General features: G+C 39.7%; 35 protein-coding genes. 3 read left to right on the top strand and 32 right to left on the bottom strand.

Annotation, left to right across the window (positions count from 1 at the left end; translation table 11 throughout):
- Positions 1–128 precede the first annotated feature (128 nt).
- Entirely contained in the window at positions 129–329 is a 201-nt protein-coding gene (locus NLX65_RS01815; RefSeq protein ID WP_260536553.1) for a hypothetical protein, read from the top strand.
- Positions 330–412: 83 nt separating this feature from the next.
- The gene (locus NLX65_RS01810) at positions 413–1,168 is read left to right on the top strand and encodes an HD domain-containing protein (protein WP_260536551.1); all 756 of its coding nucleotides are present in this window, start codon (positions 413–415) and stop codon (positions 1,166–1,168) included.
- A gap of 729 nt (positions 1,169–1,897) precedes the next feature.
- Here NLX65_RS01810 and NLX65_RS01805 read toward each other — a convergent pair.
- From NLX65_RS01805 to rplC, 32 genes are all read right to left on the bottom strand, one after another.
- Positions 1,898–2,764 (bottom strand): NAD(+)/NADH kinase, encoded by an 867-nt coding sequence (locus NLX65_RS01805; RefSeq protein ID WP_260536549.1) that lies wholly within the window; start codon positions 2,762–2,764, stop codon positions 1,898–1,900.
- 644 nt (positions 2,765–3,408) lie between these two features.
- Positions 3,409–3,753, bottom strand: coding sequence for a septum formation initiator family protein (locus NLX65_RS01800; protein ID WP_260536547.1), 345 nt, complete (start codon positions 3,751–3,753; stop codon positions 3,409–3,411).
- Complete coding sequence (locus NLX65_RS01795) at positions 3,725–3,886, bottom strand: hypothetical protein (protein ID WP_260536545.1); 162 nt, start codon at positions 3,884–3,886, stop codon at positions 3,725–3,727. The genes NLX65_RS01800 and NLX65_RS01795 overlap by 29 nt, the downstream gene beginning before the upstream one ends.
- A gap of 125 nt (positions 3,887–4,011) precedes the next feature.
- Positions 4,012–4,377: a hypothetical protein gene (locus tag NLX65_RS01790; RefSeq protein WP_260536543.1), complete on the bottom strand. Its 366-nt coding sequence runs from the start codon at positions 4,375–4,377 to the stop codon at positions 4,012–4,014.
- A 521-nt stretch (positions 4,378–4,898) separates the two neighbouring features.
- Positions 4,899–5,384: a 50S ribosomal protein L17 gene (gene rplQ, locus NLX65_RS01785; protein ID WP_260536541.1), complete on the bottom strand. Its 486-nt coding sequence runs from the start codon at positions 5,382–5,384 to the stop codon at positions 4,899–4,901.
- Positions 5,385–5,585: 201 nt separating this feature from the next.
- Complete coding sequence (locus NLX65_RS01780) at positions 5,586–6,569, bottom strand: DNA-directed RNA polymerase subunit alpha (protein ID WP_260536539.1); 984 nt, start codon at positions 6,567–6,569, stop codon at positions 5,586–5,588.
- Positions 6,570–6,610: 41 nt separating this feature from the next.
- Complete coding sequence (gene rpsD, locus NLX65_RS01775) at positions 6,611–7,219, bottom strand: 30S ribosomal protein S4 (RefSeq protein ID WP_260536537.1); 609 nt, start codon at positions 7,217–7,219, stop codon at positions 6,611–6,613.
- A 53-nt stretch (positions 7,220–7,272) separates the two neighbouring features.
- A complete protein-coding gene (gene rpsK, locus NLX65_RS01770; protein WP_260536535.1) occupies positions 7,273–7,665 on the bottom strand; it encodes a 30S ribosomal protein S11 in 393 nt (130 codons plus the stop codon).
- A gap of 62 nt (positions 7,666–7,727) precedes the next feature.
- Entirely contained in the window at positions 7,728–8,105 is a 378-nt protein-coding gene (gene rpsM / locus NLX65_RS01765; protein WP_260536533.1) for a 30S ribosomal protein S13, read from the bottom strand.
- Positions 8,106–8,108: 3 nt separating this feature from the next.
- Positions 8,109–8,225, bottom strand: a complete 117-nt coding sequence (gene rpmJ, locus NLX65_RS01760; RefSeq protein WP_243018400.1) for a 50S ribosomal protein L36 — start codon at positions 8,223–8,225, stop codon at positions 8,109–8,111.
- A gap of 11 nt (positions 8,226–8,236) precedes the next feature.
- Positions 8,237–8,464 carry a translation initiation factor IF-1 gene (gene infA, locus NLX65_RS01755; protein WP_114910315.1) on the bottom strand — a complete coding sequence of 76 codons (228 nt, stop codon included), beginning with the start codon at positions 8,462–8,464 and terminating at the stop codon, positions 8,237–8,239.
- A gap of 155 nt (positions 8,465–8,619) precedes the next feature.
- Positions 8,620–9,912: a preprotein translocase subunit SecY gene (gene secY, locus NLX65_RS01750; RefSeq protein WP_260536531.1), complete on the bottom strand. Its 1,293-nt coding sequence runs from the start codon at positions 9,910–9,912 to the stop codon at positions 8,620–8,622.
- On the bottom strand, positions 9,905–10,363 hold the full coding sequence (rplO, locus tag NLX65_RS01745; RefSeq protein WP_260536529.1) for a 50S ribosomal protein L15: 459 nt from the start codon (positions 10,361–10,363) through the stop codon (positions 9,905–9,907). The genes secY and rplO overlap by 8 nt, the downstream gene beginning before the upstream one ends.
- Before the next feature lie 6 nt (positions 10,364–10,369).
- A complete protein-coding gene (gene rpmD, locus NLX65_RS01740) occupies positions 10,370–10,549 on the bottom strand; it encodes a 50S ribosomal protein L30 (RefSeq protein WP_114910480.1) in 180 nt (59 codons plus the stop codon).
- Between the two features lie 7 nt (positions 10,550–10,556).
- Positions 10,557–11,072: a 30S ribosomal protein S5 gene (gene rpsE / locus NLX65_RS01735; RefSeq protein ID WP_260536527.1), complete on the bottom strand. Its 516-nt coding sequence runs from the start codon at positions 11,070–11,072 to the stop codon at positions 10,557–10,559.
- A 5-nt stretch (positions 11,073–11,077) separates the two neighbouring features.
- Positions 11,078–11,431 (bottom strand): 50S ribosomal protein L18, encoded by a 354-nt coding sequence (gene rplR / locus NLX65_RS01730; protein WP_260536525.1) that lies wholly within the window; start codon positions 11,429–11,431, stop codon positions 11,078–11,080.
- Positions 11,432–11,466: 35 nt separating this feature from the next.
- Positions 11,467–12,018 carry a 50S ribosomal protein L6 gene (gene rplF, locus NLX65_RS01725; protein WP_260536523.1) on the bottom strand — a complete coding sequence of 184 codons (552 nt, stop codon included), beginning with the start codon at positions 12,016–12,018 and terminating at the stop codon, positions 11,467–11,469.
- A gap of 11 nt (positions 12,019–12,029) precedes the next feature.
- Complete coding sequence (gene rpsH / locus NLX65_RS01720) at positions 12,030–12,434, bottom strand: 30S ribosomal protein S8 (RefSeq protein WP_260536521.1); 405 nt, start codon at positions 12,432–12,434, stop codon at positions 12,030–12,032.
- 189 nt (positions 12,435–12,623) lie between these two features.
- Positions 12,624–12,893: a 30S ribosomal protein S14 gene (gene rpsN / locus NLX65_RS01715; RefSeq protein WP_260536519.1), complete on the bottom strand. Its 270-nt coding sequence runs from the start codon at positions 12,891–12,893 to the stop codon at positions 12,624–12,626.
- An 11-nt stretch (positions 12,894–12,904) separates the two neighbouring features.
- Positions 12,905–13,459, bottom strand: a complete 555-nt coding sequence (gene rplE, locus NLX65_RS01710) for a 50S ribosomal protein L5 (RefSeq protein ID WP_260536517.1) — start codon at positions 13,457–13,459, stop codon at positions 12,905–12,907.
- Positions 13,452–13,799, bottom strand: coding sequence for a 50S ribosomal protein L24 (gene rplX, locus NLX65_RS01705; RefSeq protein ID WP_260536515.1), 348 nt, complete (start codon positions 13,797–13,799; stop codon positions 13,452–13,454). The genes rplE and rplX overlap by 8 nt, the downstream gene beginning before the upstream one ends.
- Positions 13,800–13,802: 3 nt before the next feature.
- A complete protein-coding gene (gene rplN / locus NLX65_RS01700; protein ID WP_260536513.1) occupies positions 13,803–14,171 on the bottom strand; it encodes a 50S ribosomal protein L14 in 369 nt (122 codons plus the stop codon).
- Positions 14,172–14,173: 2 nt separating this feature from the next.
- On the bottom strand, positions 14,174–14,428 hold the full coding sequence (gene rpsQ, locus NLX65_RS01695) for a 30S ribosomal protein S17 (protein ID WP_260536511.1): 255 nt from the start codon (positions 14,426–14,428) through the stop codon (positions 14,174–14,176).
- 5 nt (positions 14,429–14,433) lie between these two features.
- Positions 14,434–14,637 carry a 50S ribosomal protein L29 gene (gene rpmC / locus NLX65_RS01690; RefSeq protein ID WP_114910304.1) on the bottom strand — a complete coding sequence of 68 codons (204 nt, stop codon included), beginning with the start codon at positions 14,635–14,637 and terminating at the stop codon, positions 14,434–14,436.
- 81 nt (positions 14,638–14,718) lie between these two features.
- Positions 14,719–15,144, bottom strand: a complete 426-nt coding sequence (gene rplP, locus NLX65_RS01685; protein ID WP_260536509.1) for a 50S ribosomal protein L16 — start codon at positions 15,142–15,144, stop codon at positions 14,719–14,721.
- 191 nt (positions 15,145–15,335) lie between these two features.
- Positions 15,336–16,040 carry a 30S ribosomal protein S3 gene (gene rpsC / locus NLX65_RS01680; RefSeq protein ID WP_260536507.1) on the bottom strand — a complete coding sequence of 235 codons (705 nt, stop codon included), beginning with the start codon at positions 16,038–16,040 and terminating at the stop codon, positions 15,336–15,338.
- A 27-nt stretch (positions 16,041–16,067) separates the two neighbouring features.
- Entirely contained in the window at positions 16,068–16,454 is a 387-nt protein-coding gene (gene rplV / locus NLX65_RS01675; protein WP_260536505.1) for a 50S ribosomal protein L22, read from the bottom strand.
- Positions 16,455–16,462: 8 nt separating this feature from the next.
- Entirely contained in the window at positions 16,463–16,729 is a 267-nt protein-coding gene (gene rpsS / locus NLX65_RS01670) for a 30S ribosomal protein S19 (protein WP_260536503.1), read from the bottom strand.
- Positions 16,729–17,556, bottom strand: coding sequence for a 50S ribosomal protein L2 (gene rplB / locus NLX65_RS01665; RefSeq protein ID WP_260536501.1), 828 nt, complete (start codon positions 17,554–17,556; stop codon positions 16,729–16,731). Before rplB ends, rpsS begins: the two co-directional genes overlap by 1 nt.
- Before the next feature lie 40 nt (positions 17,557–17,596).
- A complete protein-coding gene (gene rplW / locus NLX65_RS01660; protein WP_260536499.1) occupies positions 17,597–17,884 on the bottom strand; it encodes a 50S ribosomal protein L23 in 288 nt (95 codons plus the stop codon).
- A gap of 9 nt (positions 17,885–17,893) precedes the next feature.
- The gene (gene rplD, locus NLX65_RS01655) at positions 17,894–18,523 is read right to left on the bottom strand and encodes a 50S ribosomal protein L4 (RefSeq protein WP_260536497.1); all 630 of its coding nucleotides are present in this window, start codon (positions 18,521–18,523) and stop codon (positions 17,894–17,896) included.
- Position 18,524: 1 nt separating this feature from the next.
- A complete protein-coding gene (rplC, locus tag NLX65_RS01650; protein ID WP_260536495.1) occupies positions 18,525–19,157 on the bottom strand; it encodes a 50S ribosomal protein L3 in 633 nt (210 codons plus the stop codon).
- A 456-nt stretch (positions 19,158–19,613) separates the two neighbouring features.
- Here rplC and NLX65_RS01645 point away from each other — a divergent pair, with 456 nt between their 5' ends.
- Entirely contained in the window at positions 19,614–19,784 is a 171-nt protein-coding gene (locus tag NLX65_RS01645; RefSeq protein WP_260536493.1) for a hypothetical protein, read from the top strand.
- Positions 19,785–19,874: the final 90 nt, after the last annotated feature.

Here is a 19,874-nt window from a genome sequence, read left to right as displayed (position 1 = left end):
TTCTTCTGAACTAAAATGCCTGATCTTTTTTCTTCCCATTTGATTAATTTATTTTATTACTCTAAAACTAAACCATGCGGAAAATAAAGTGAAAACTTTTTGTCCTATTTTTTCAGTCCAGTATACAATTGCATCCTACTGTTTTACAATTTACACAAGTGGATCCTATTGATAATAGCTTCCCTATATCTATAGACTTTTCAGCTACTGCTTTGGTTATAAGCCAAGTTTCTGCTTCTGCTGATTTGCTTCCTAAAGTAAAACGTATTATGTTGATGTACAAAATGTTACCTCCAATCAATGTGAACAAGCATCGCCTGCACCGATAGATCTTCAACTACAAACTGTATCCACTATTGTTAAGGCACATTATGGCCATTTAGAAATCTTTGACGACGAACAGCAACCAGCTATGCTACTGGTATTGCCTAGTAATGTCACTGATATTCTCAGTAAGATGACGATTAACTTGCCTCTAGATGCGTTAACCTTAGAGACCCCTGTCACCCCTAAAGAACAAGCCGATTCGATGATGAAATTAATGCAGTTTCATGACTATGTCTGCAAAGCTTCTGATAAATCGGATCCCATTGATGTAAAAACAATTTCAGGATTGCTTTTATTATTACAGAAGCATTTTGGATTTAAACGTCATGGCTCTGGTCAATTATTGTATGTACGTGCAGTAGGGATTGCTGAATTAGTGGTAAGGTGGATTTTTCATTCACCTAAGGTAATTTATGCCTCATTACTATATGAATTAGTGCGCCGTACCTGCTTGCCGTTATCTTATGTGAAAGAACATTATAATTTAGGTGTCTATGCCTTCGTATTAAATGTAGTCGGCATAGATAAACGAGAAGACCTAGATTATCCTTCTTTGATTTATGTACAGAATAGATTAAAGCAAGCGATTAAAGAAGAGCACGTACAACTTTCTGTGCTATTTATTAAACTGGCTGAACGGCTCTATGACCTACGTCATGCAGCAGGTTATATCCATCTAACAGAGGTGCAACATATGACACAAGAAACATTGGCCATAGATATGCAGATAGCCAATGCATATTTGGATCCAGAGATAGGCGCAGCCTTAGAAAAAGCCGCTAAACAGGCACTACAGATTATTAACACTAAGCAGGAAGAAAAAAATAAGTTAGAAAGATAGAAGGTATAGCACATACTATAACTAAAACATATTCACAGAAAACCAATAGATTCTGTGAGCGTTGTGACAAAACCATGAAACAAGAATTCTTGTATGTGTTCAGCGCGATGGTTTTTTGCATTAAAAGAAAAACCGCCCCTGTAAAAAGCCGTGGTGTAGAAAGTGGCATTTTACAGATGATCTGGAAAAACAGTTTCCTTTAAAGCCCCCTTTGGGCTTACTATTACCCATAACTATAAAAGTGTAAAATATCATCCTTCTACAAGATCAACTAGTCTTTTCCATCCTTTTTAAAGTTCCATAGGACCTAATTCTATGTCATTTTGACGTACTAAAACCCTCTAAATTGGGCTATATATCTCACAATTTTTCTTAAAAAATGACTTGTTTGTAACAAAATCTACAAATTAGCAAGAATTAGCAAAATATTCTTTATCATTTTTTGACTTATGAGTAATAGTAAGCCCTTTGGGGGCGCTTTCTGTTTTTCCATCTGTAAAATGTCACTTTCAGCGACTTTTTACCGAGGGCTTGATTTTTTGTCCACTTATATCAAGAAAAAAGTGAAAAAAAACCATTATTAACCAATGTCATGAATAGATTCTTTTATTTGAAAATCAACAAAAAAAATACTTAAGTTGACGCCATTGGCTGAACAGATACGACAACTTTAAACTTTAATTTTTAATGCCTATCTGACTAAATCTTAACTAATACAACTGCATCTTATTACTGTCTGGCATCCAATCCCCAGTAAAATTTTTCACGCAGCACATCAAAAATAGTGGCATGGCCAAACTGGACCAACTTCAATGAATAGGGCGCTTTTTTAACCACAAATGGTTGTTGCATAGCTATAGGCACTACTCTTCCATCTGTAGAAATTAGGATTTCTTGACGCTTCACTACAAAACTTAATAAAGCAGTATCGGGCACCACTAAGGGGCGTAGGGCCAAGTTATGCGGGCTTATAGGCGTAATCACGAAACTATTTGAACTGGTCAAGACAATAGGGCCTGAGCAACTCAGCGAATAAGCCGTAGAACCGGTAGGTGTAGCAATAATCAACCCATCCGCTCGATAGGTAGTAATGAATTGCCCATCTATATAGGCCTCAATAGTGAGTAAATTAGCCCGTTCTCGCTTCAGCAGGGCTACTTCATTCAGCGCAAAAGAAACAGGTACAGTTTCCTGATATAATGCCAATAGACTGCGCTCTTCTAGGGAATAGCTGCCCTCAAAAAATCCTATCAGTCCAGAAACGGCTTCTTTGCGGGTCACTCTAGTTAAAAAGCCCAAACTACCTGTATGCATGCCCAATACAGGAACCGCATGGTCTTTAAGGTAATGGATGGTCTCTAAAAAAGTCCCATCTCCACCTACACTGATTATCAATTCTACATCTGGTTGTAAAGATAATTGCTCTAGGTCGAAAACGGGCAATTGGTTCAACGCAACTGTAGATGTAGGGAGTAAAGCTGCGAAAAGAGTAGACACGATTACACGCTTTTGGTATGCTTCTGCTAAAGAAAGGAGCTGCTCTAAAAATGCTAGGCTAGCTGGACAAACTTTTCTGCTATGTATAGCAATCGACATATAGCTTTTATTAAAAACCTTAATACCACATCACAATAATCCCCAAACTTACCTTAATAATATGAATGCAGCTAATGTTTTTTAAATATGGGGCATACAAAATAGACCATTTACCGTTTATCCAATGGATAAAAACATAACAATAAGTCGCTTAATCGAGAAGCTATTCTAACACAGGGGATTAAATGGACCGTGGGCATTTGCCACCGATCATAGCCGCCGATAAAAAGTTAACACCATGGAAACAAATGCTCATTAAAATGATATTTTATTTAACAGTCAATAAAATATACAACTTAAGTTGACACCATTTTCCAACCAATTAGCAAGTTATATATTTTTAATGCATATTTATTTTTTTCTTATGCATTAATATTTAGATATCTGTATCTGTTCACGATACTGGTTAATAATGAATTTATCCCACTTTTTTCTTGATAAAAAAGTGGACAAAAATCAAGCCCTCGGCAAAAAGTCGCTAAAAGTGCCATCTTACAGATAAAAAAAACAGAAAGCGCCCCCTTTGGGGGCTTCAAAGGAAACTGTTTTTCCAGATGATCTGTAAAATAACACTTTCTAAAAAGCGACTTTTTACAGGGGCGTTTTTTTTGAGGCAAAAAAACAATGACTGGAACAGATACCTACTATTCTCTTATAATAATATATAGATCTTCTTTCTCGCGTTTCATATAATATTTTTCACGAGCAAACTTTTCTAAGCAATCAATATTATGCATAAGCTCTTTTTTTTCTTTCTTAATCTGCTTAATCTGTAGATTATACTTGATCACATCTGTTTGCAAGTTTTGACAAAGCTGGTACAGCCTATGCTGTACAAACAGATTCTGATCATCCAAAAAAAACATCCATACAGCAAACAAAATGGTTGCAATACAATAGGGATCTAACCACACTTTTTTAAAAAGTCGCATTTTACTTTTATGATAGGTAGCGTGTTCATTATACGCCATCCCCTTTTTCTGCTGCATCTTCTGGCTCACTGTTGACCAGAGTTTTACAAAAATCTATAAGCGCTAGATAGGTTGCTGCTCGTCCATTATGAATGGATTTTTCTAACGTCTCACGATCATCTCGATCTATATAACGATCAAATCGGGTCATATAATGCTGTTAAATGGCAGCCGATAGCCGCTTGAAACTTACAACCAACGCTTCCGTTTCAGAACCCTCTAAAGGGTGAATGTCTTTCATAAATAGAAGTTCCATAATGGCTACCCTCAGGTCATCTAATGCCTCAGGCGCCTCTTGTAGTTCACGATGTTCAACGGCTGTACAAAATATACGAATAAGTCAATAAATAGCCAATAAACTTGCTCCCACTCTTTTTTTTGATCTGAAGAAAGCTGCGCAGGCAACAGGTGAGGCGCAGCACCTATCCTTTTTAGGAAACGTTCGTAAAACAAACCCTCCTTTAAAAAAGTAAAAATTTTCTCTTTGACGCTTGGCTCGAACGTTTGTGCATAGGATGCAATATCAGATAACTGACCTATCCCTTGTGCAACAGATAGATGCGTAGAACACTTAGCTGGACAACCGCTTTGTAGTATACAACACAATAGGAAGATACTGGTAATGCTAATGAAGGCAAGCATAATGGATGGTGTTTTGATTGATAGCATCAATATTGCAAATGTAGAAAAAGAACTGCACAAATACAATCGCTCCTTTGCATAACCATACAATAGTCCGCATACAGCTGGAAGGCAGTAAATCACCCGGAAGAGCAGAAAATATCGCGGTATGATTTTTGATCACAATGTTTCACAAGGAGGTAGGTTTACAACATAGCCATAACGCTGCATGGATAGATCATAGCGGGAAAAACATAGACTTAACCCGCTACGCAGGCTTTAAAACAAATTTTTTGCTCATCTGCTAAGCTGCTTCGGAGACGCTACCGTTAATGTACATATCGATCTATGGGATCTCTATCCAAAGGATCCGATTCGGTCAAGAAAGGCTCACATAGATTGAGTAGATCCTGCTCCTATGCGCTTCTAAGCATGCCTCACACATTCCCTAAAAAAGCCTACTACAAAATAGATAGGTTAGCTGCTTGTGAAACCAGCTGATGCTTAAGACGCGACGCAAAAAATACAAGATAAATAGTGTACTATTCTTTAGCGGCCTCAGCCACTACTTCTTGTGCAACAACCGCACTTTCTTGCACCACATCCGTACTACCCTTCCTTCTCCTTCGTCGCACAGTTTTAACCGGTTTGACTTCTTTTGTATAGATATCGTTGTAATCCACTAATTCAATCATGCACATAGCCGCATTGTCTCCCGCACGATTGGCCAACTTAATAATGCGTGTATAGCCACCGAAACGTTGCTGAATTTTTTCAGCAATATGATTAAAGAGCTCTTTTACAGGCTCTTTATCTTGAAAGTGAGAAAAAACTATTCTTCTAGAATGCGTAGTATCCTGCTTGGCTCTGGTAAGAATAGGCTCAATAAATGAACGCAATACCTTCCCTTTCGCTAAAGTAGTAACGATACGCTTATGCATAATGAGCGACTTAGCTAAATTCATAAGTAATGCTTTCCTATGACCTGCAGGCCTACCCAACCGATTAATTTTATTTCTATGTCTCATTGGTTTATAATAAGAAGTCTAATAGCTACTCTACGACACAGCTTTAAATAAAAACTATACTTTCTGCAAAACTCGCTTATGCTGAGGAATTTGTAGGAGACACGGAGCGCAAAAACCGGAGCGTACTATATATACGTAAGCATTTGAGCACCGGATCGACAAGCAAGCTACCAGCAGAAGTAGTATTTAGCAGAAAGTCTACTACCCCTCCAACTTATACCTAGATAGATCCATACCAATTTTCAAATTCTTTTCTGCCAAAAGTTGATCGATCTCATCACGTGACTTACGACCAAAATTTCTAAACTTCATGGTATCAAAATCTTTCACTGTTACAAGATCTTCTAAAGTCTCAATGCCTGCTGATTTAAGACAATTTAACACACGAGAAGAACACTTCAACTCACTAATATGGGTTTTGAGATTCCTTTGCATGGCTACTGTTTCCTCATCTAACATCTGAACCGCTTCATCTTCAGGTGATTGCAGAACAATTTCCTTACCAGATAACAAATTAAGATGTTGAATCATTAACTTAGCCGCTTGCCGAATGCTCTCCTCGGGAGTAATCGAACCATCTGTTCTTATTTCAAAGGTCAATTGCTCATAATCTGTACGCTGTCCGACACGCATATTTTCCACACGATATTGTACACTTACAATAGGGGAAAAGATAGCGTCAATAGGAATAAGATCTAAGACTGGTTCTTTGGATTTATTCTCCTCAGCTGAGAGATAGCCCCTATACTTGACTATACGCAGCTCTATATCAAAACTGGCAGATACATCAAGCCTGCAAATCAGTAGATCTGGATTTAAAACCTCGAAAAAAGGGGTAGCTTTGGCAATATCACCTGCACGAAATTCAGATTTATTCACCCGAACCGAAATGATCGAATCACCGCCTTCTGCGATTTTTTTTAAACGGACCTGCTTGAGATTTAAAATAATCTCTACTAGATCTTCTTGTACACCTTCAATAGTAGAAAACTCATGATGGACACCAGGAATTTTAATGGAAACAATAGCATACCCTTCTAGAGAAGATAACAATACCCGCCTCAGTGTATTACCAATAGTAGTACCATATCCTTTTTCAAGGGGGCGAAAACTAAAAATGCCATACAAGGGATCAACTTTCTCTACAAATATCCGCTCGGGCATTTGAAATGCTAATGACGACATATAGAATCTTTATTTGATTTAAAAAAGCAACAATAGAAGCACTATTTAGAATGGAGCTCCACAATGCTTCGCTCATTAATTTCTTCTGGTATTTCAGAACGCTGCGGAAAAGCAAGAAACTTACCTACCATCAATGATGCATCCCATTCCAACCAACTATATTTACTAGATGGATGCGCTGCTACATTATGCACAATCAAAGCCATTTTTTCCGCCTTCTTAGCAATACCTATAATTTCTCCAGGTTTTAAGGTATAGGAAGGAATATCCACTAGGGATCCATTCACAGTAATGTGCCCATGGGATACCATCTGCCTAGCCTCCCTGCGCGTAGCAGCAATACCTAGCCTATAAACGGTATTATCTAAACGAGCTTCTAAACGCTGAAGGATTACTTCACCTGTAATGCCTTTGCTTTTAGCAGCTTTTTCACAAAGGTTCTTAAACTGACGCTGCAATAAGCCATAGGTATACTTCGCTTTTTGCTGCTCTACCAATTGAAGTCCAAACTGAGAACGCCTTTTACGCCTTTTACCATGTTGCCCTGGCGGATAATTTTTTCTTTGTAATACCTTACTCACAGAGGAACCAAATATCGGACTATTGTATCTTCTTGCAACTTTGGCTTTTGGACCACGATATCTTGCCATACGCTATATTTTTTTCTAATATATCTAATATAAATTAGTAAGTTCTGTCTATATTATGGGCGCCTACGCTTAGGTGGCCGACAACCATTGTGCGGAAGAGGCGTAACATCTCTAATAGACATTACCTCTACAGAATGCTCTTGAAGGGTGCGAATGGCTGACTCACGCCCAATGCCTGGGCCGTGTACAAATACATTCACCCGCCGTAAACCCAGTTCATAAGCAGTTTTTGCACAGTCGGCTGATGCCATTTGAGCAGCATATGGCGTGTTTTTCTTAGACCCCTTAAAGCCCATCTTACCGGAAGAAGACCAAGCAATAACCTCACCAGCCTCATTGGTAATCGAAATAATAAGGTTATTAAAAGTAGCTTGAATATGGGCCTGCCCCTCTTTACCAACCTTTACAACCCTTTTTTTAACTTTATTTTTTCCCGTATTTTTCATAGTAATTTTCTATAGACGCTCTTTCCAAGCAAGGAAAAGCATAGACTAATAAAAGACAACCCTTATTTGGTAGCTTTCTTTTTATTTGCAATAGTTTTAGGCTTTCCTTTACGCGTTCTAGCATTGGTTTTGGTCCGCTGACCACGAACCGGCAACCCCATTTGATGCCTATGGCCCCTATAACACTTAATCTCAACCAATCGCTTAATATTCAATCGAATCTCTGATTTTAAGTCTCCTTCTATTTTATAGACACCACGAATAGCAGTTCTGATGGCTTTTAATTCATCATCCGTCCAAGTGGCTACACGGCGATCTTTATCCATTTGAACGGCTTCAAGAATTTTATTTGCAGAGCTTCTGCCAATCCCATATATATATGTTAGCGCAATCTCTCCTCGCTTATTATCTGGAATGTCTACACCTAATACCCTAGCCATATTCTACCCTTGTCTTTGTTTAAATTTAGGCTGCTTCTTATTGATCACATATAATACACCTTTGCGACGTACAATCTTGCAATCAGCGCTTCTTTTTCTAACAGATGTTTTAACTTTCATAATTAAGGCAACTATTCGGTTGTTTTGTATCTGTGCACTATCCTGGCTTGCGTTAAATCATAAGGTGTTAGCTCCATCCTAACGGAATCGCCAGGAAGAATCCTAATATAGTTTTTACGCATCTTCCCAGAAATATGGGCCCTAACGATATGGCCATTTTTAAGCGCAACCTTGAATACCGCATTTGGTAATGCCTCTTGTACTATTCCACCCTGTTCAATAGGAGGTATCTTAGCCATACTGTTTTAATCCTACTTTATCTTATCTTGGTTCTTTTATCCCCCTACACTGACCAAATCCTTCCTACCCTACCCTACACAAAAGGCCACCCGGGGCTAATATACTAAATTTATTGCGAATAGCAGTAGCCTTCTTTCAAAAGACTACTAAAAAATCAATTCAGCCTCGCCCCTTTGTTAATAATAACTTCATATCGACGCATCAACAAATAACTTTCAATTTGTTGAAGGGTTTCTAACATGGAACTAACCATAATTAACAAAGAAGTTCCGCCGTAGAATCTAGAAAAAGGCAAACTTAAACCAGCCATACAGGCAAAAGCAGGTAAAATAGCAATCACGGCTAAGAAAATAGCACCTGGCAAGGTAATCTTATCCAACACACCATCTAAAAAACGGGCAGTGGCATTGCCAGAGGTCACACCAGGAATAAAACTACCCGCTCGCTTCATATCTTCTGCTATTTGAACAGGATTAACGGTAATAGCGGTATAAAAAAAAGTAAAAACAATAATAAAAAAGGCAAACAAAAGGTTAAACAGCCAACTGGTAAAATCTTGCAACATGCCACTGACTTGGGCCAACCAAACGAATTTATCCTTCCAAAGGCCTAACAAAAATGAAAGGGCAAAAATCAACAGGTTGGCAAATATAATGGGCATGACACCTGCGCTATTGAGCTTAAAGGGTATATATTGACGCTGCCCTCCATATATTGTACTGGTACTCAATTGCTTTGCATACTGAATAGGGACCCTACGTGTAGCTTGCGTAAAAGCAACTAACGTAAGTACAATTAAAAACAATACGAGTAATTCAAAGACAAATAAAAACATAGATCTACTGCCACGGTGCACGGCTTCCTGGTATAAAGCAGAGGGCAAAGAAGAGACAATACCCACCATCATCAACATGGTTACCCCATTGCCAATGCCCTTATCTGTAATTTTTTCTCCTAACCACATACAAAATAGGGCGCCTGCGGTCAAAATAATAATAGAAATAAAAATAAAAAGCGTACGCCCTATGGAGACATTGCCACTTCCTGTAGCAATGAATAAATATTGAAAAGACTGAAAGATAGCAATAACAACGGTAAGTATGCGAGAAATTTGCGCAATTTTACGCTTACCCATCTCGCCTTCACGTTGTATCTTTTGAATTTTTGGCCAAGCAATGGACAAAAGCTGCATGATAATAGAAGCAGAAATATAAGGCGTAACCCCCACTGAAAAAACAGAAACTTGACTCAATGAACCGCCTAAAAAACTATCAAGTAAACCAAAGACCCGCTTGGCACTACCAGAAATTTGCGCTACATCTATACCTGGCAAAGCAATAATACTACCTATACGGAAAAGGATCAAAAAGAATAAGGTATTCCTTATACGAAGGCTAAGTTCTTTGATCAAAAATATATCCTTAATAACCTTAAATAACTTATTCATATATAGGCAATATAGTAACTTCTCCACCAAGGTTTTGGATAGCTTGTAAAGCAGCAGCTGAACAACGATGCGCAGCAACAACAAGCTTAAGCGTCAACTGCCCATCTCCTAATATTTTATACCTTTCACGTTTGCCGATTACGTTATGCTTGCGCAAGAAAATAGGATCTATACAAGTAACCTGGTATTTATCGGCCAATGCTTGCAAAGTAGAAAGATTCAAAGGGGTAAACTCGATACGACTAGGACATTTAAACCCATACATAGGAATACGCCTTTGCAAGGGTTGCTGACCACCTTCAAACCCAACTTTTCTCTTATAACCAGATCTAGATTGCGCACCATTATGCCCACGGGTAGCGGTGCCTCCCTTACCAGAACCTTGCCCTCTACCGATGCGTTTTTTACGATGTAAAGCACCGACGGCTGGTTTAAGTGTATGTAATTCCATAAGCCATTATATCTTTTCTGTAACTACTAAATGGTTGACTTTGCTTACCATACCCCAGATTTGAGGCGTAGCTTCAACCACAACACGTTTATTGATGCGACCCAATCCAAGTGCCTTGATGGTAGCCTTTTGGGATTTAGGCCGTTTGATTAAACTACGTACCTGAGTAATTTTAATTTTTTCCATAACAACCTTATCCATTAAAGACTTTATCTAAAGAGATGCCACGCTGCTTGGCAATGGTCAAAGGATCCCGCAGCTGCAATAGGGCCTTAAAAGTCGCCTTGACCACATTATGCGGATTAGAAGAACCTTGAGACTTAGACAAAACGTTCTTAATGCCCACACTTTCCAAAACGATGCGCACGCCGCCACCGGCAATTACACCGGTACCAGAGGCTGCTGGCTTAAGCAACACATGGCCACCACCATATTTACCAACCGCACCATGTGGAATGGTATCTCGTAAAATAGGGACTTTAATAAGATTACGCTTAGCTTCTTCTACCCCCTTTGCAATCGCATCGGTTAACTCTTTTGCTTTACCCAGTCCATAACCTACTACACCATCACCATTCCCTACTACCACCACTGCAGAAGAACTAAATCTCCGCCCTCCTTCCACCACCTTGGTAACACGATTAATGGCAACTACCCTTTCTTCAAGATTATAGTCACTGGCCCTGAGTTTTTTACCACCTAATATCATATTGACTAAAATTTAAGACCTTGTGCGCGTGCACCTTCTGCCAAGGCTTTGACCTTTCCATGGTAAATATACCCCGAACGATCAAATACAATGGCTGTAATACCCTTGGCGATTGCTTGTTCAGCAATTGCTTTTCCTAGTTCCAATGCTCCAGCAACATTATTTTTACTAATCTTTAACTTATATAAAGAAGAAGAGAGCAATGTTTCGCCTGTGTCATCATTAATCAACTGTGCATACATAGAGGTATTACTCTTAAAAAGAGAGAGACGCGGCTGCGTGAGCGTTCCATGCAAACGCTTTCTAATTCTTTTTCTAACTTTAAGTCTCCTTTCTACCTTTTTATCCTTTATTTTCATCTTTTCTACTGGATACTAAATCGTTCAAATATGCGCTACTTTTTAGTAGACTTACCAACCTTACGTCGAACTTGCTCACCTAAGAATCTAACGCCCTTCCCTTTATAAGGCTCCACCTTCCTTAAAGAACGAATTTTAGCAGCTACTTGACCAAGTAGTTGCTTATCTATACATTCCAAGTGGACCAATGGACTCTTCCCTTTAGGCAGTTCAGCAGTAGCCGTTACTTCTTCTGGTAAAACCAGAACAATATCATGGGAATAACCTAAGCTTAGCTCGAGCAATTTACCTTGGACACTGGCTTTGTAGCCAACCCCCACCAATTCTAAGGTAGACTTAAACCCAACACTTACCCCTACAACCATATTATGAATCAAAGCCCTATAAAGACCATAAAGTGCCTTAGATTTTTTAAGATCAACGGGCATGATTTTAACGAATGTTTCGGCAATTTCAACCGTAATGGTTGGATCAACTTGCTGACGTAAGATGCCTTTCGCACCTTTAACTTCCACAATCCCTCCATCTATTGTGGATACAACCACGCCGGATGGCACATGAATGGGCTGCTTTCCTATTCTTGACATTTTTCCTAAGTTTAGTAAACATAACAAAGCACCTCACCACCCACATGGGTTTTTCGGGCCTCTTTATCGGTCATAATACCTTTAGAGGTGGACAATATGGCGATACCCAATCCATTAATGACACTAGGCATAGCAGCTACAGTGGCATACTTACGCAAACCTGGTTTGCTTACACGCTGCAACTTTACAATAGCAGATTGTTTGGTAAAAACATCATACTTGAGGGCAATTTTAATAATAGGCTGGACACTATTGGGCCTAGACACCACCTTATAGCCCCGAATATATCCTTTTTCTTGCAAGACTTCTGTAAGCTTCGTCTTTGTTTTTGAAGCAGGGATTTCTACAATGCTATGGTTGGCATGAATAGCATTTCTGATCCTAGTAAGATAATCAGCTATTGGATCTGTAGTCATAGTAGTTATACATTAACATAATAATAAAAACAGGTATACATTAAACCTTTTTTGCAACTCGATTGGTAATGGACAGTTTAAAACCTGTGGATGTGCCTCAAATAGAACATGCTGCGGTGCTCTACTGCACTGCTCTTAAAAATTGCGCACCAAAACCGCTTTCGAAAAAGGTCCATTATAGCTAGAAGATTACCAACTTGCTTTACGGATACCTGGTAATTTCCCCTCTAAAGCCCATTGTCTAAATACGAGTCGGGAAACGCCAAATTTTCTAATATACCCACGACCTCTACCGGTTATATTGCACCTATTACGCAACCGCACAGGAGAAGCATTCTTAGGCAGCTTATCTAGCGCCATATAGTCACCTTGTGCCTTTAACATAACCCTCTTGGCAGCATATTTTGCTACCAAACGTCTTCTTTTCCTATCCCTTGCTTTAACTGATTCTTTTGCCATAACCTTTTCAATTAATCTTGCTCCACATTAAAGGGCATCCCTAAAGCTTTCAAGAGCTGAAATGCGGCTTCATTGCTTGGGGCAGTTGTCACAAAAGTTACATTCATACCATTGATCTTGAACACCTTATCAATACTAATTTCTGGGAATATGATTTGCTCTTGAATACCGACATTGTAGTTGCCCTTGCCATCAAATCCAGTGGTACGCAACCCCCAAAAATTTCTAATCCTGGGCAATGCAATAGAGATAAAACGATCCAAAAACTCATACATCATGCGCCCACGTAAAGTTACTTTTACACCAATAGGCATACCGAGCCTAAGCTTAAAATTAGAGACGGACCTTTTTGCACGCGTACGGACAGCACACTGCCCAGTAATAGCGGTTAATTCTTCTATTCCAAGCTCAATCAATCTTTTATTGGATACGCCATCACCTAATCCTTGGTTGATACATATCTTATGCAATCTAGGCACTTGCATAGGAGACTTATACCCAAATAGCATTTTAAGCGCGGGAATAACTTCTACAAAATATTTTTCTTGTAATCTAGGCTTACACATTTTTTATAAAATTTCCTGTTTTTTTAGCGTACCGCTGGAGCTTACCAACTTCATTATGTTTTCTTCCCACACGAGTAGCTTCCCCACTGGCCGGGTCAATTAACATGAGATTACTGATATGGATAGGAGATGGCTGCCTCTGGATGGTCCCTTTAGGATTTGAAGCAGAAGGCTTTACATGTCTGGCTACTATATTCATACCATCGACAATGGCACGATATACTTTGGGAAACACCTTTAAAACAGTCCCCTGTTCATTTCTATGTCTACCTGCCAAGATTTTCACACGATCGCCTCTTCGAATGTGCACCTTGAGGTGTTTTTTTATTGTTGTCTTCATGCCTTATAGTACTTCATCAGCTAAAGAAGCTATTTTCATAAACTTCTTGTCTCGAACCTCCCTGGCAACTGGCCCAAAAACACCCGTTCCCTTGGGTTCATTATTATTTTCAATTAAAACAATGGCATTGTCTTCAAAGCGAATATAAGAACCATCTTTACGCCTTAGTTCCTTTCGGGTACGCACCACTACGGCTTTAGAGATGGTGCCCTTTTTAAGGGTACTAGAAGGGTTAGCCGTTTTTACGGTTACTACAATTTTATCACCCACATGGGCATATCGCCTACGCGTTCCACCTAAAACACGAATACAAAGGGCAGTCTTTGCGCCACTATTATCGGCTACTTTGAGTATTGATTCCTGTTGTATCATCTTTATTTAGCTCTTTCTATGATTTCAACCAACCTCCATCGCTTTTTTTTACTTAAAGGACGGGTCTCCATAATCCTTACCAGATCACCAATACTACAACTATTTTCCTCGTCATGGGCCATAAATTTAGTGGCTGTCTTGACAAACTTACCATATACAGGGTGTATGGATTTGGTATCCATTACAACGGTTATGGTCTTATGGGACTTATTACTGGTAACCCTTCCTATCTTTTCTTTTCTTCTATTTCTCAGCATGGTGATTACAATTCTGATGGTTGCCCGAGGCAACTATTCTGAGCTGTTTTTAGTCTTGCAATAGATTTTCTCGTTTGCCTAATTTTCATAGGATTCTCAATGGGAGAAACCGAATGAGCAAATCTTAGCTTTACTAAGTAATCCAACTCTTCCTTTAGCTTATCGTTGCATTCTTCAGAAGAAAGTAACTGAATATCTTTATACTTCATTTTAAAACCTTATTAGACTTCCTTGAATATTCAACTAAAATAATAGCCTACAACCTTCACATCCCATATGACCTACAACCTCTATGCGGCTGGATAGTAATCTCTTCGGACTACAAAATTTGCCTTAATAGGCAATTTATGGATAGCAAGACGCATGGCACGCTCTGCTACTTCCCTAGACACACCATCTAACTCAAATAGAATTCTACCAGGCTTAACAATCGCTACAAAACAATCTGGAGCGCCTTTACCCTTACCCATTCTTACTTCAGCCGGCTTTTTAGTAAGCGACTTATCTGGAAATATTCTATTCCAAACCTGCCCTTGCCGTTTCATTTCTCTTGTAATGGCAATACGCATGGCCTCTATCTGCCGAGCTGTAATATAGGAAGGCTCTAGTGCCTTCAGCCCAAAGGTACCAAATTCTAATGAATTTCCCTTCATGGATAAGCCTTTTATTCGCCCCTTCTGCGTTTTTCTGTAACGTACTCTTTTTGGTTGTAACATTTTAATTGTTCAATAAAAAAGTTGATATCGCTAACCTCTTCTCAAAACGCTACTACTGCTGGTGATTTGCACGTTGATCCAGTGCCTAAACCCACAGATACGTCTCGCACGCTGTGGTTTTTTACCTGGTGTCTTCTATAAATTCCTCAGCACAAAGGCGTTTCAAAAGAAGGCTATGTAATGAAGCCCAGCTATTTCCGCTCTCTCGAAGGCGCCATGGTCTTCTCCCCTATCCTACTTACTTTGCCTGTTGAACGCTGTGCATGATGCGCTGCAACATCACCCCTAGAAATCCAAACTTTAATACCTATTCTACCATAAATGGTATGGGCCTCGAGCGCAGTATAATCTATGTCATTACGCAGTGTATGGAGTGGCACAGAACCTTCCTTAAATTCGTCTGACCTAGCCATTTCAGCACCATCTAATCTACCGGAAACCTTAATCTTAACGCCTTGCGCACCTGCACGGACCACGGCAGCAATGGCTTGCTTGACCACACGCTTATAAGGCATACGGCCTCTAATCTGTTGTGCAATTTGTAAGGCGACCAACTTAGCTTCTAAATCTGGTCTTTTTACCTCAACAATATTCAACTCAACTTCCTTTTTAGTGAGCTTTTTCAACTCCTCTTTTACCTTATCGACTTCTGTACCTGACTTGCCAATTACAATGCCTGGGCGAGCCGTTCGAATGGTAACGGTAATTTTCTTACCCGCACGTTCTATAAGGATTCTAGCAACACTTGCTTTGGCCATTCGAACATCTAGATAAGCGCGTATCTTTTCATCCTCCATTAACTTTTCTGCATAAGAGGCCTTTGATGCAAACCAACTAGAATCTGGCTTTCGGATGAACCCAACTCTAAAGCCGACGGGATTAACTTTTTGACCCATTGTAGTATTATTTCGTCTATAGTATGGTTACGTTTTTGTACTGGACACCACCTCATGTGGCACATCAGCAACACTTGCTGCGCTATCTACCACAATAACAACATGGCTAGATCTTTTTCTAATCCTGTGCGCTACACCCCTTGGTGCAGGCATAATTCTTTTGAGCATACCTGCCCGATCAACCGTTATCCGCTTTACAAAAATTGGCTCCTCTGCTAAAGAGGTAGCATGGCTATTTTGCCAATTTGAAATAGCAGAAAGCAAAAGTTTTCTAAGTTGCACAGCAGCCTGCTGTGGTTTATTCTGTAAAATAGCCAATGACATAGCTACGCTCTTACCTCTAATAAGCGCTGCTAAAAGTCCAATCTTACGCGCAGATATAGGTAGTTTTTTTAACTTTGCGGTTGCCTCCATGGTTCAAATTATCTCTTTTTAGACGTATGGCCTTTAAATTTTTTTGACAAGGCAAACTCACCGACCTTATGGCTTACCATTGACTCTGTAATAAAAACAGGAATAAATTTATGCCCATTATGGACCGCAAGGGTATGGCCCACAAAATCTGGCGTAATAGTGGACCGCCTAGACCAGGTTTTTACTACCGTTTTCTTACCGGATTCATTGAGGATCTCTATCTTACGTTGTAGATGATGCGCCACATAGGGTCCCTTTTTTATAGATCTACCCATTATTTTTTCTTTTTACTAATAATCAGTCTAGTAGAATATTTATTACGATTTCGGGTCTTTTTACCTTTTGTATACAACCCTTTAGCAGACCTAGGATGTCCTCCAGAGGCCTTACCTTCGCCACCACCCATTGGATGATCAACAGGGTTCATTACAACAGCCCGAACACGCGGTCTTTTACCCAACCAACGGCTTCTACCTGCTTTAGCAATGGTCACATTACCATGGTCGCTATTGGAAACGGATCCAATCGTAGCCATACAATGTGCGAATACCAAACGCCTTTCACCAGAAGGCAACTTAATGGTCACATATTTACCGCTTTTAGAAAGTAGTTGTGCATAAGACCCCGCACTTCTGGCTAATGCCGCCCCACGCCCAGGCGCAAGTTCAATATTATGAATAATTGTTCCCAGTGGGATATCTTTCATTTCCATAGCATGACCTGGCTCTATTGAGGCATTTGAACCTGCTACAACCTTAGCCCCCACCTTAAGCCCTTCCGGTGCTATAATATAACTTTTTTCACCATCTACATAATGCAATAGGGCAATGTAGGCGGTACGCATAGGGTCATACTCAATGGAATGGACAAAGGCAGGAATTTCCAACTTCCTTCTTTTAAAATCAATAAGACGGGCACGTCGCTTATGCCCACCACCCCTATGTGGAACGGTAATTCTACCGCGGTTATTCCGACCACCCGTCCGCTTGGCCTTCACTAAGAGTGACTTCTCCGGTTTACGCGTAGTAATAACGGTAGAGAAATCTGGCGCTATTCTAAAACGCTGACCGGGCGTGGTTGGATTAAGTTTCTTTAATGGCATAACTAGATCAACTAACAGCTATAAAATTCAATACAAAAGGCTAGAAATTACTATAAAAATCTATCGCATCCCCTTCCTTAAGTGTTACAAGTACTTTCTTATAAGAAGGTTTTTTTCCCTTCATTATGAAGGATTTGGTATGCCGCGTGATAGATTTACCAGCATAACGCATGGTATTAATTTTTTCCACTGTAACGCCATAAAAACGTTCAATTTCTTTTTGTATCTGGTACTTATTCGCACGGTCATCTACGATTAGACCATATACACCATGCTTATTAAGGGCGGATACTTTCTCGGTTACCAAAGGTTTCTTTAGGATATTCATCTGTTATTGTTATGGTCTCAATTTTTCTACTATAGGCGCTATAGCACTCTCCATAATCAACAATCGTTTTGCCTGCATCAGGTCATAGGTATTGACATGATCGACACAAAGCACTTTTGTTTGTTTGACATTCCTACTGGATAGTACAATATTTTTGTCTACGTTAGGCAAGATCAACAAGGTCTTTTTATCAGAAAAAGACAAGCTTTGCAACATACCTAAATAGTTTTTTGTTTTTGGCGTATCAAAAGAAAAAGACTCTAAAACGGAAATATGACTTGCTTGAGCTTTATAGGCAAATGCAGACTTTCTGGCTAACTTTTTTACTTTACGGTTCAATTTAAAGCTATAATCCCTTGGCTTTGGACCAAAAATACGCCCCCCTCCTCTGAATAGGGGCGATTTGACGTCACCAGCTCTAGCTGTACCCGTACCTTTTTGCCTTTTAATTTTTCTTCTAGATCCACTTACTGCACCACGCTCTTTTGACTGATGCGTCCCCTGACGCCCACCTGCTAAGATGGATTTGACGTCTAAATAAATGGCATGATCGTTTGGATCAATACCAAAAACCTCCTCTGGCAATACAACAGAACGGCCTGCCTCCTCCCCTGTATATTTTAATACTGATAGGTTCATTTTATTTCTCCAAAATTACATAACCATTATTGGCACCAGGTACTGCCCCATGGATCACGATCAGATCTTTCTCTGGCAACACCTTGACTACCTGAAGATTTGACACCTTAACCCTATGGCCTCCTGTTCTTCCAGCCATACGCATTCCCTTGAATACACGAGATGGAAAAGAAGCCGCACCAACAGAACCAGGCGCCCTTTCTCTATTGTGTTGACCATGAGAACGACCACCAACACCACTAAAACCATGCCGCTTGACCACACCCTGGAAACCCTTACCTTTGGAGCTACCCACCACATCTATAAACTCGCCCTCGACAAACACATCTTCTATACGAATCACCTGGCCCAATGTAACCTGCTGCAAGCGCTCCTCATCCTCACATCTAAACTCAACCAGTTTATGCTTGGGCGTAGTAGAAGCCTTAGCAAAGTGACCCATGAGGGGTTTGATGGTATTTTTTTCTTTTTTATCGCCATAAGACAACTGAATAGCCCGATAGCCATCTATAGACTTTGTCCTAATCTGTGTCACCACACAAGGACCGCCTTGAATAACGGTGCATGCCTTCTTTTGACCTTTATTATCATAAAGACTGGTCATCCCAATCTTTTTCCCTATGATTCCAATCATGACTTATCATTAACCATACCCACTCCATCGCTCCAAAACTAGCCAAAACAACCAGAAAGGATTATATAGCGAGAGGGCAAATTTAAATAAAAATCTAAGCAGGATCAAGTGACCCGCCTTAAAACCCCACTACATCTAGGATGCGCGTGATCCAAAGATATGAAAATTAACGAATAAAGAAAAATACCCACTCCATTAAGGATGGTCCTTTCACTTTTTGATAGACCAAGCTGTAGACAAAATAGTCAACTCTGATGCAAAAAGCTGTTATAAGCCTACCCTACAAGCTGATTTTACAGCTTGTAGGGTAGACTTACTAAGCGCAATTGAACATTGAGCGTTCTGTCAATAGCGTCAACTTAAGGAATATCTATTCTAACAGAGAGATAGAAATGGCTCATGCGTATACGCCGCTGCTCATGTCCGCCAATAAAAAGTTGGCACACAGTAAAAATAATGAAACGAACGGTTGTTTCAGCGGGAAAAACAGAAACCGCCCACTGCGTGGGCTTTAAAGGAAACTGTTTTTCTAATCCGCTGCACAACCGTTCATTTAAAGATTACAAGTTTACTGAAGCGCCAACTTTTTTTATCGGCGGATCTATGCGCCTTAACTTGACAAAATAGCAGCAAATATATCTATTCAATTCACTGGTTTTTATGTAAAAAGCAAAACGCACCTGAAAAATGACACTTTCTATACCGCTACTTTTTACA

This window comes from Candidatus Cardinium sp. TP (assembly GCF_025215055.1).
In the GTDB taxonomy this organism is placed as follows: domain Bacteria; phylum Bacteroidota; class Bacteroidia; order Cytophagales; family Amoebophilaceae; genus Cardinium.
The sequence above is the reverse complement of the archived record's forward strand: the minus strand, read 5'-3'. Positions and strand labels throughout refer to the sequence as shown.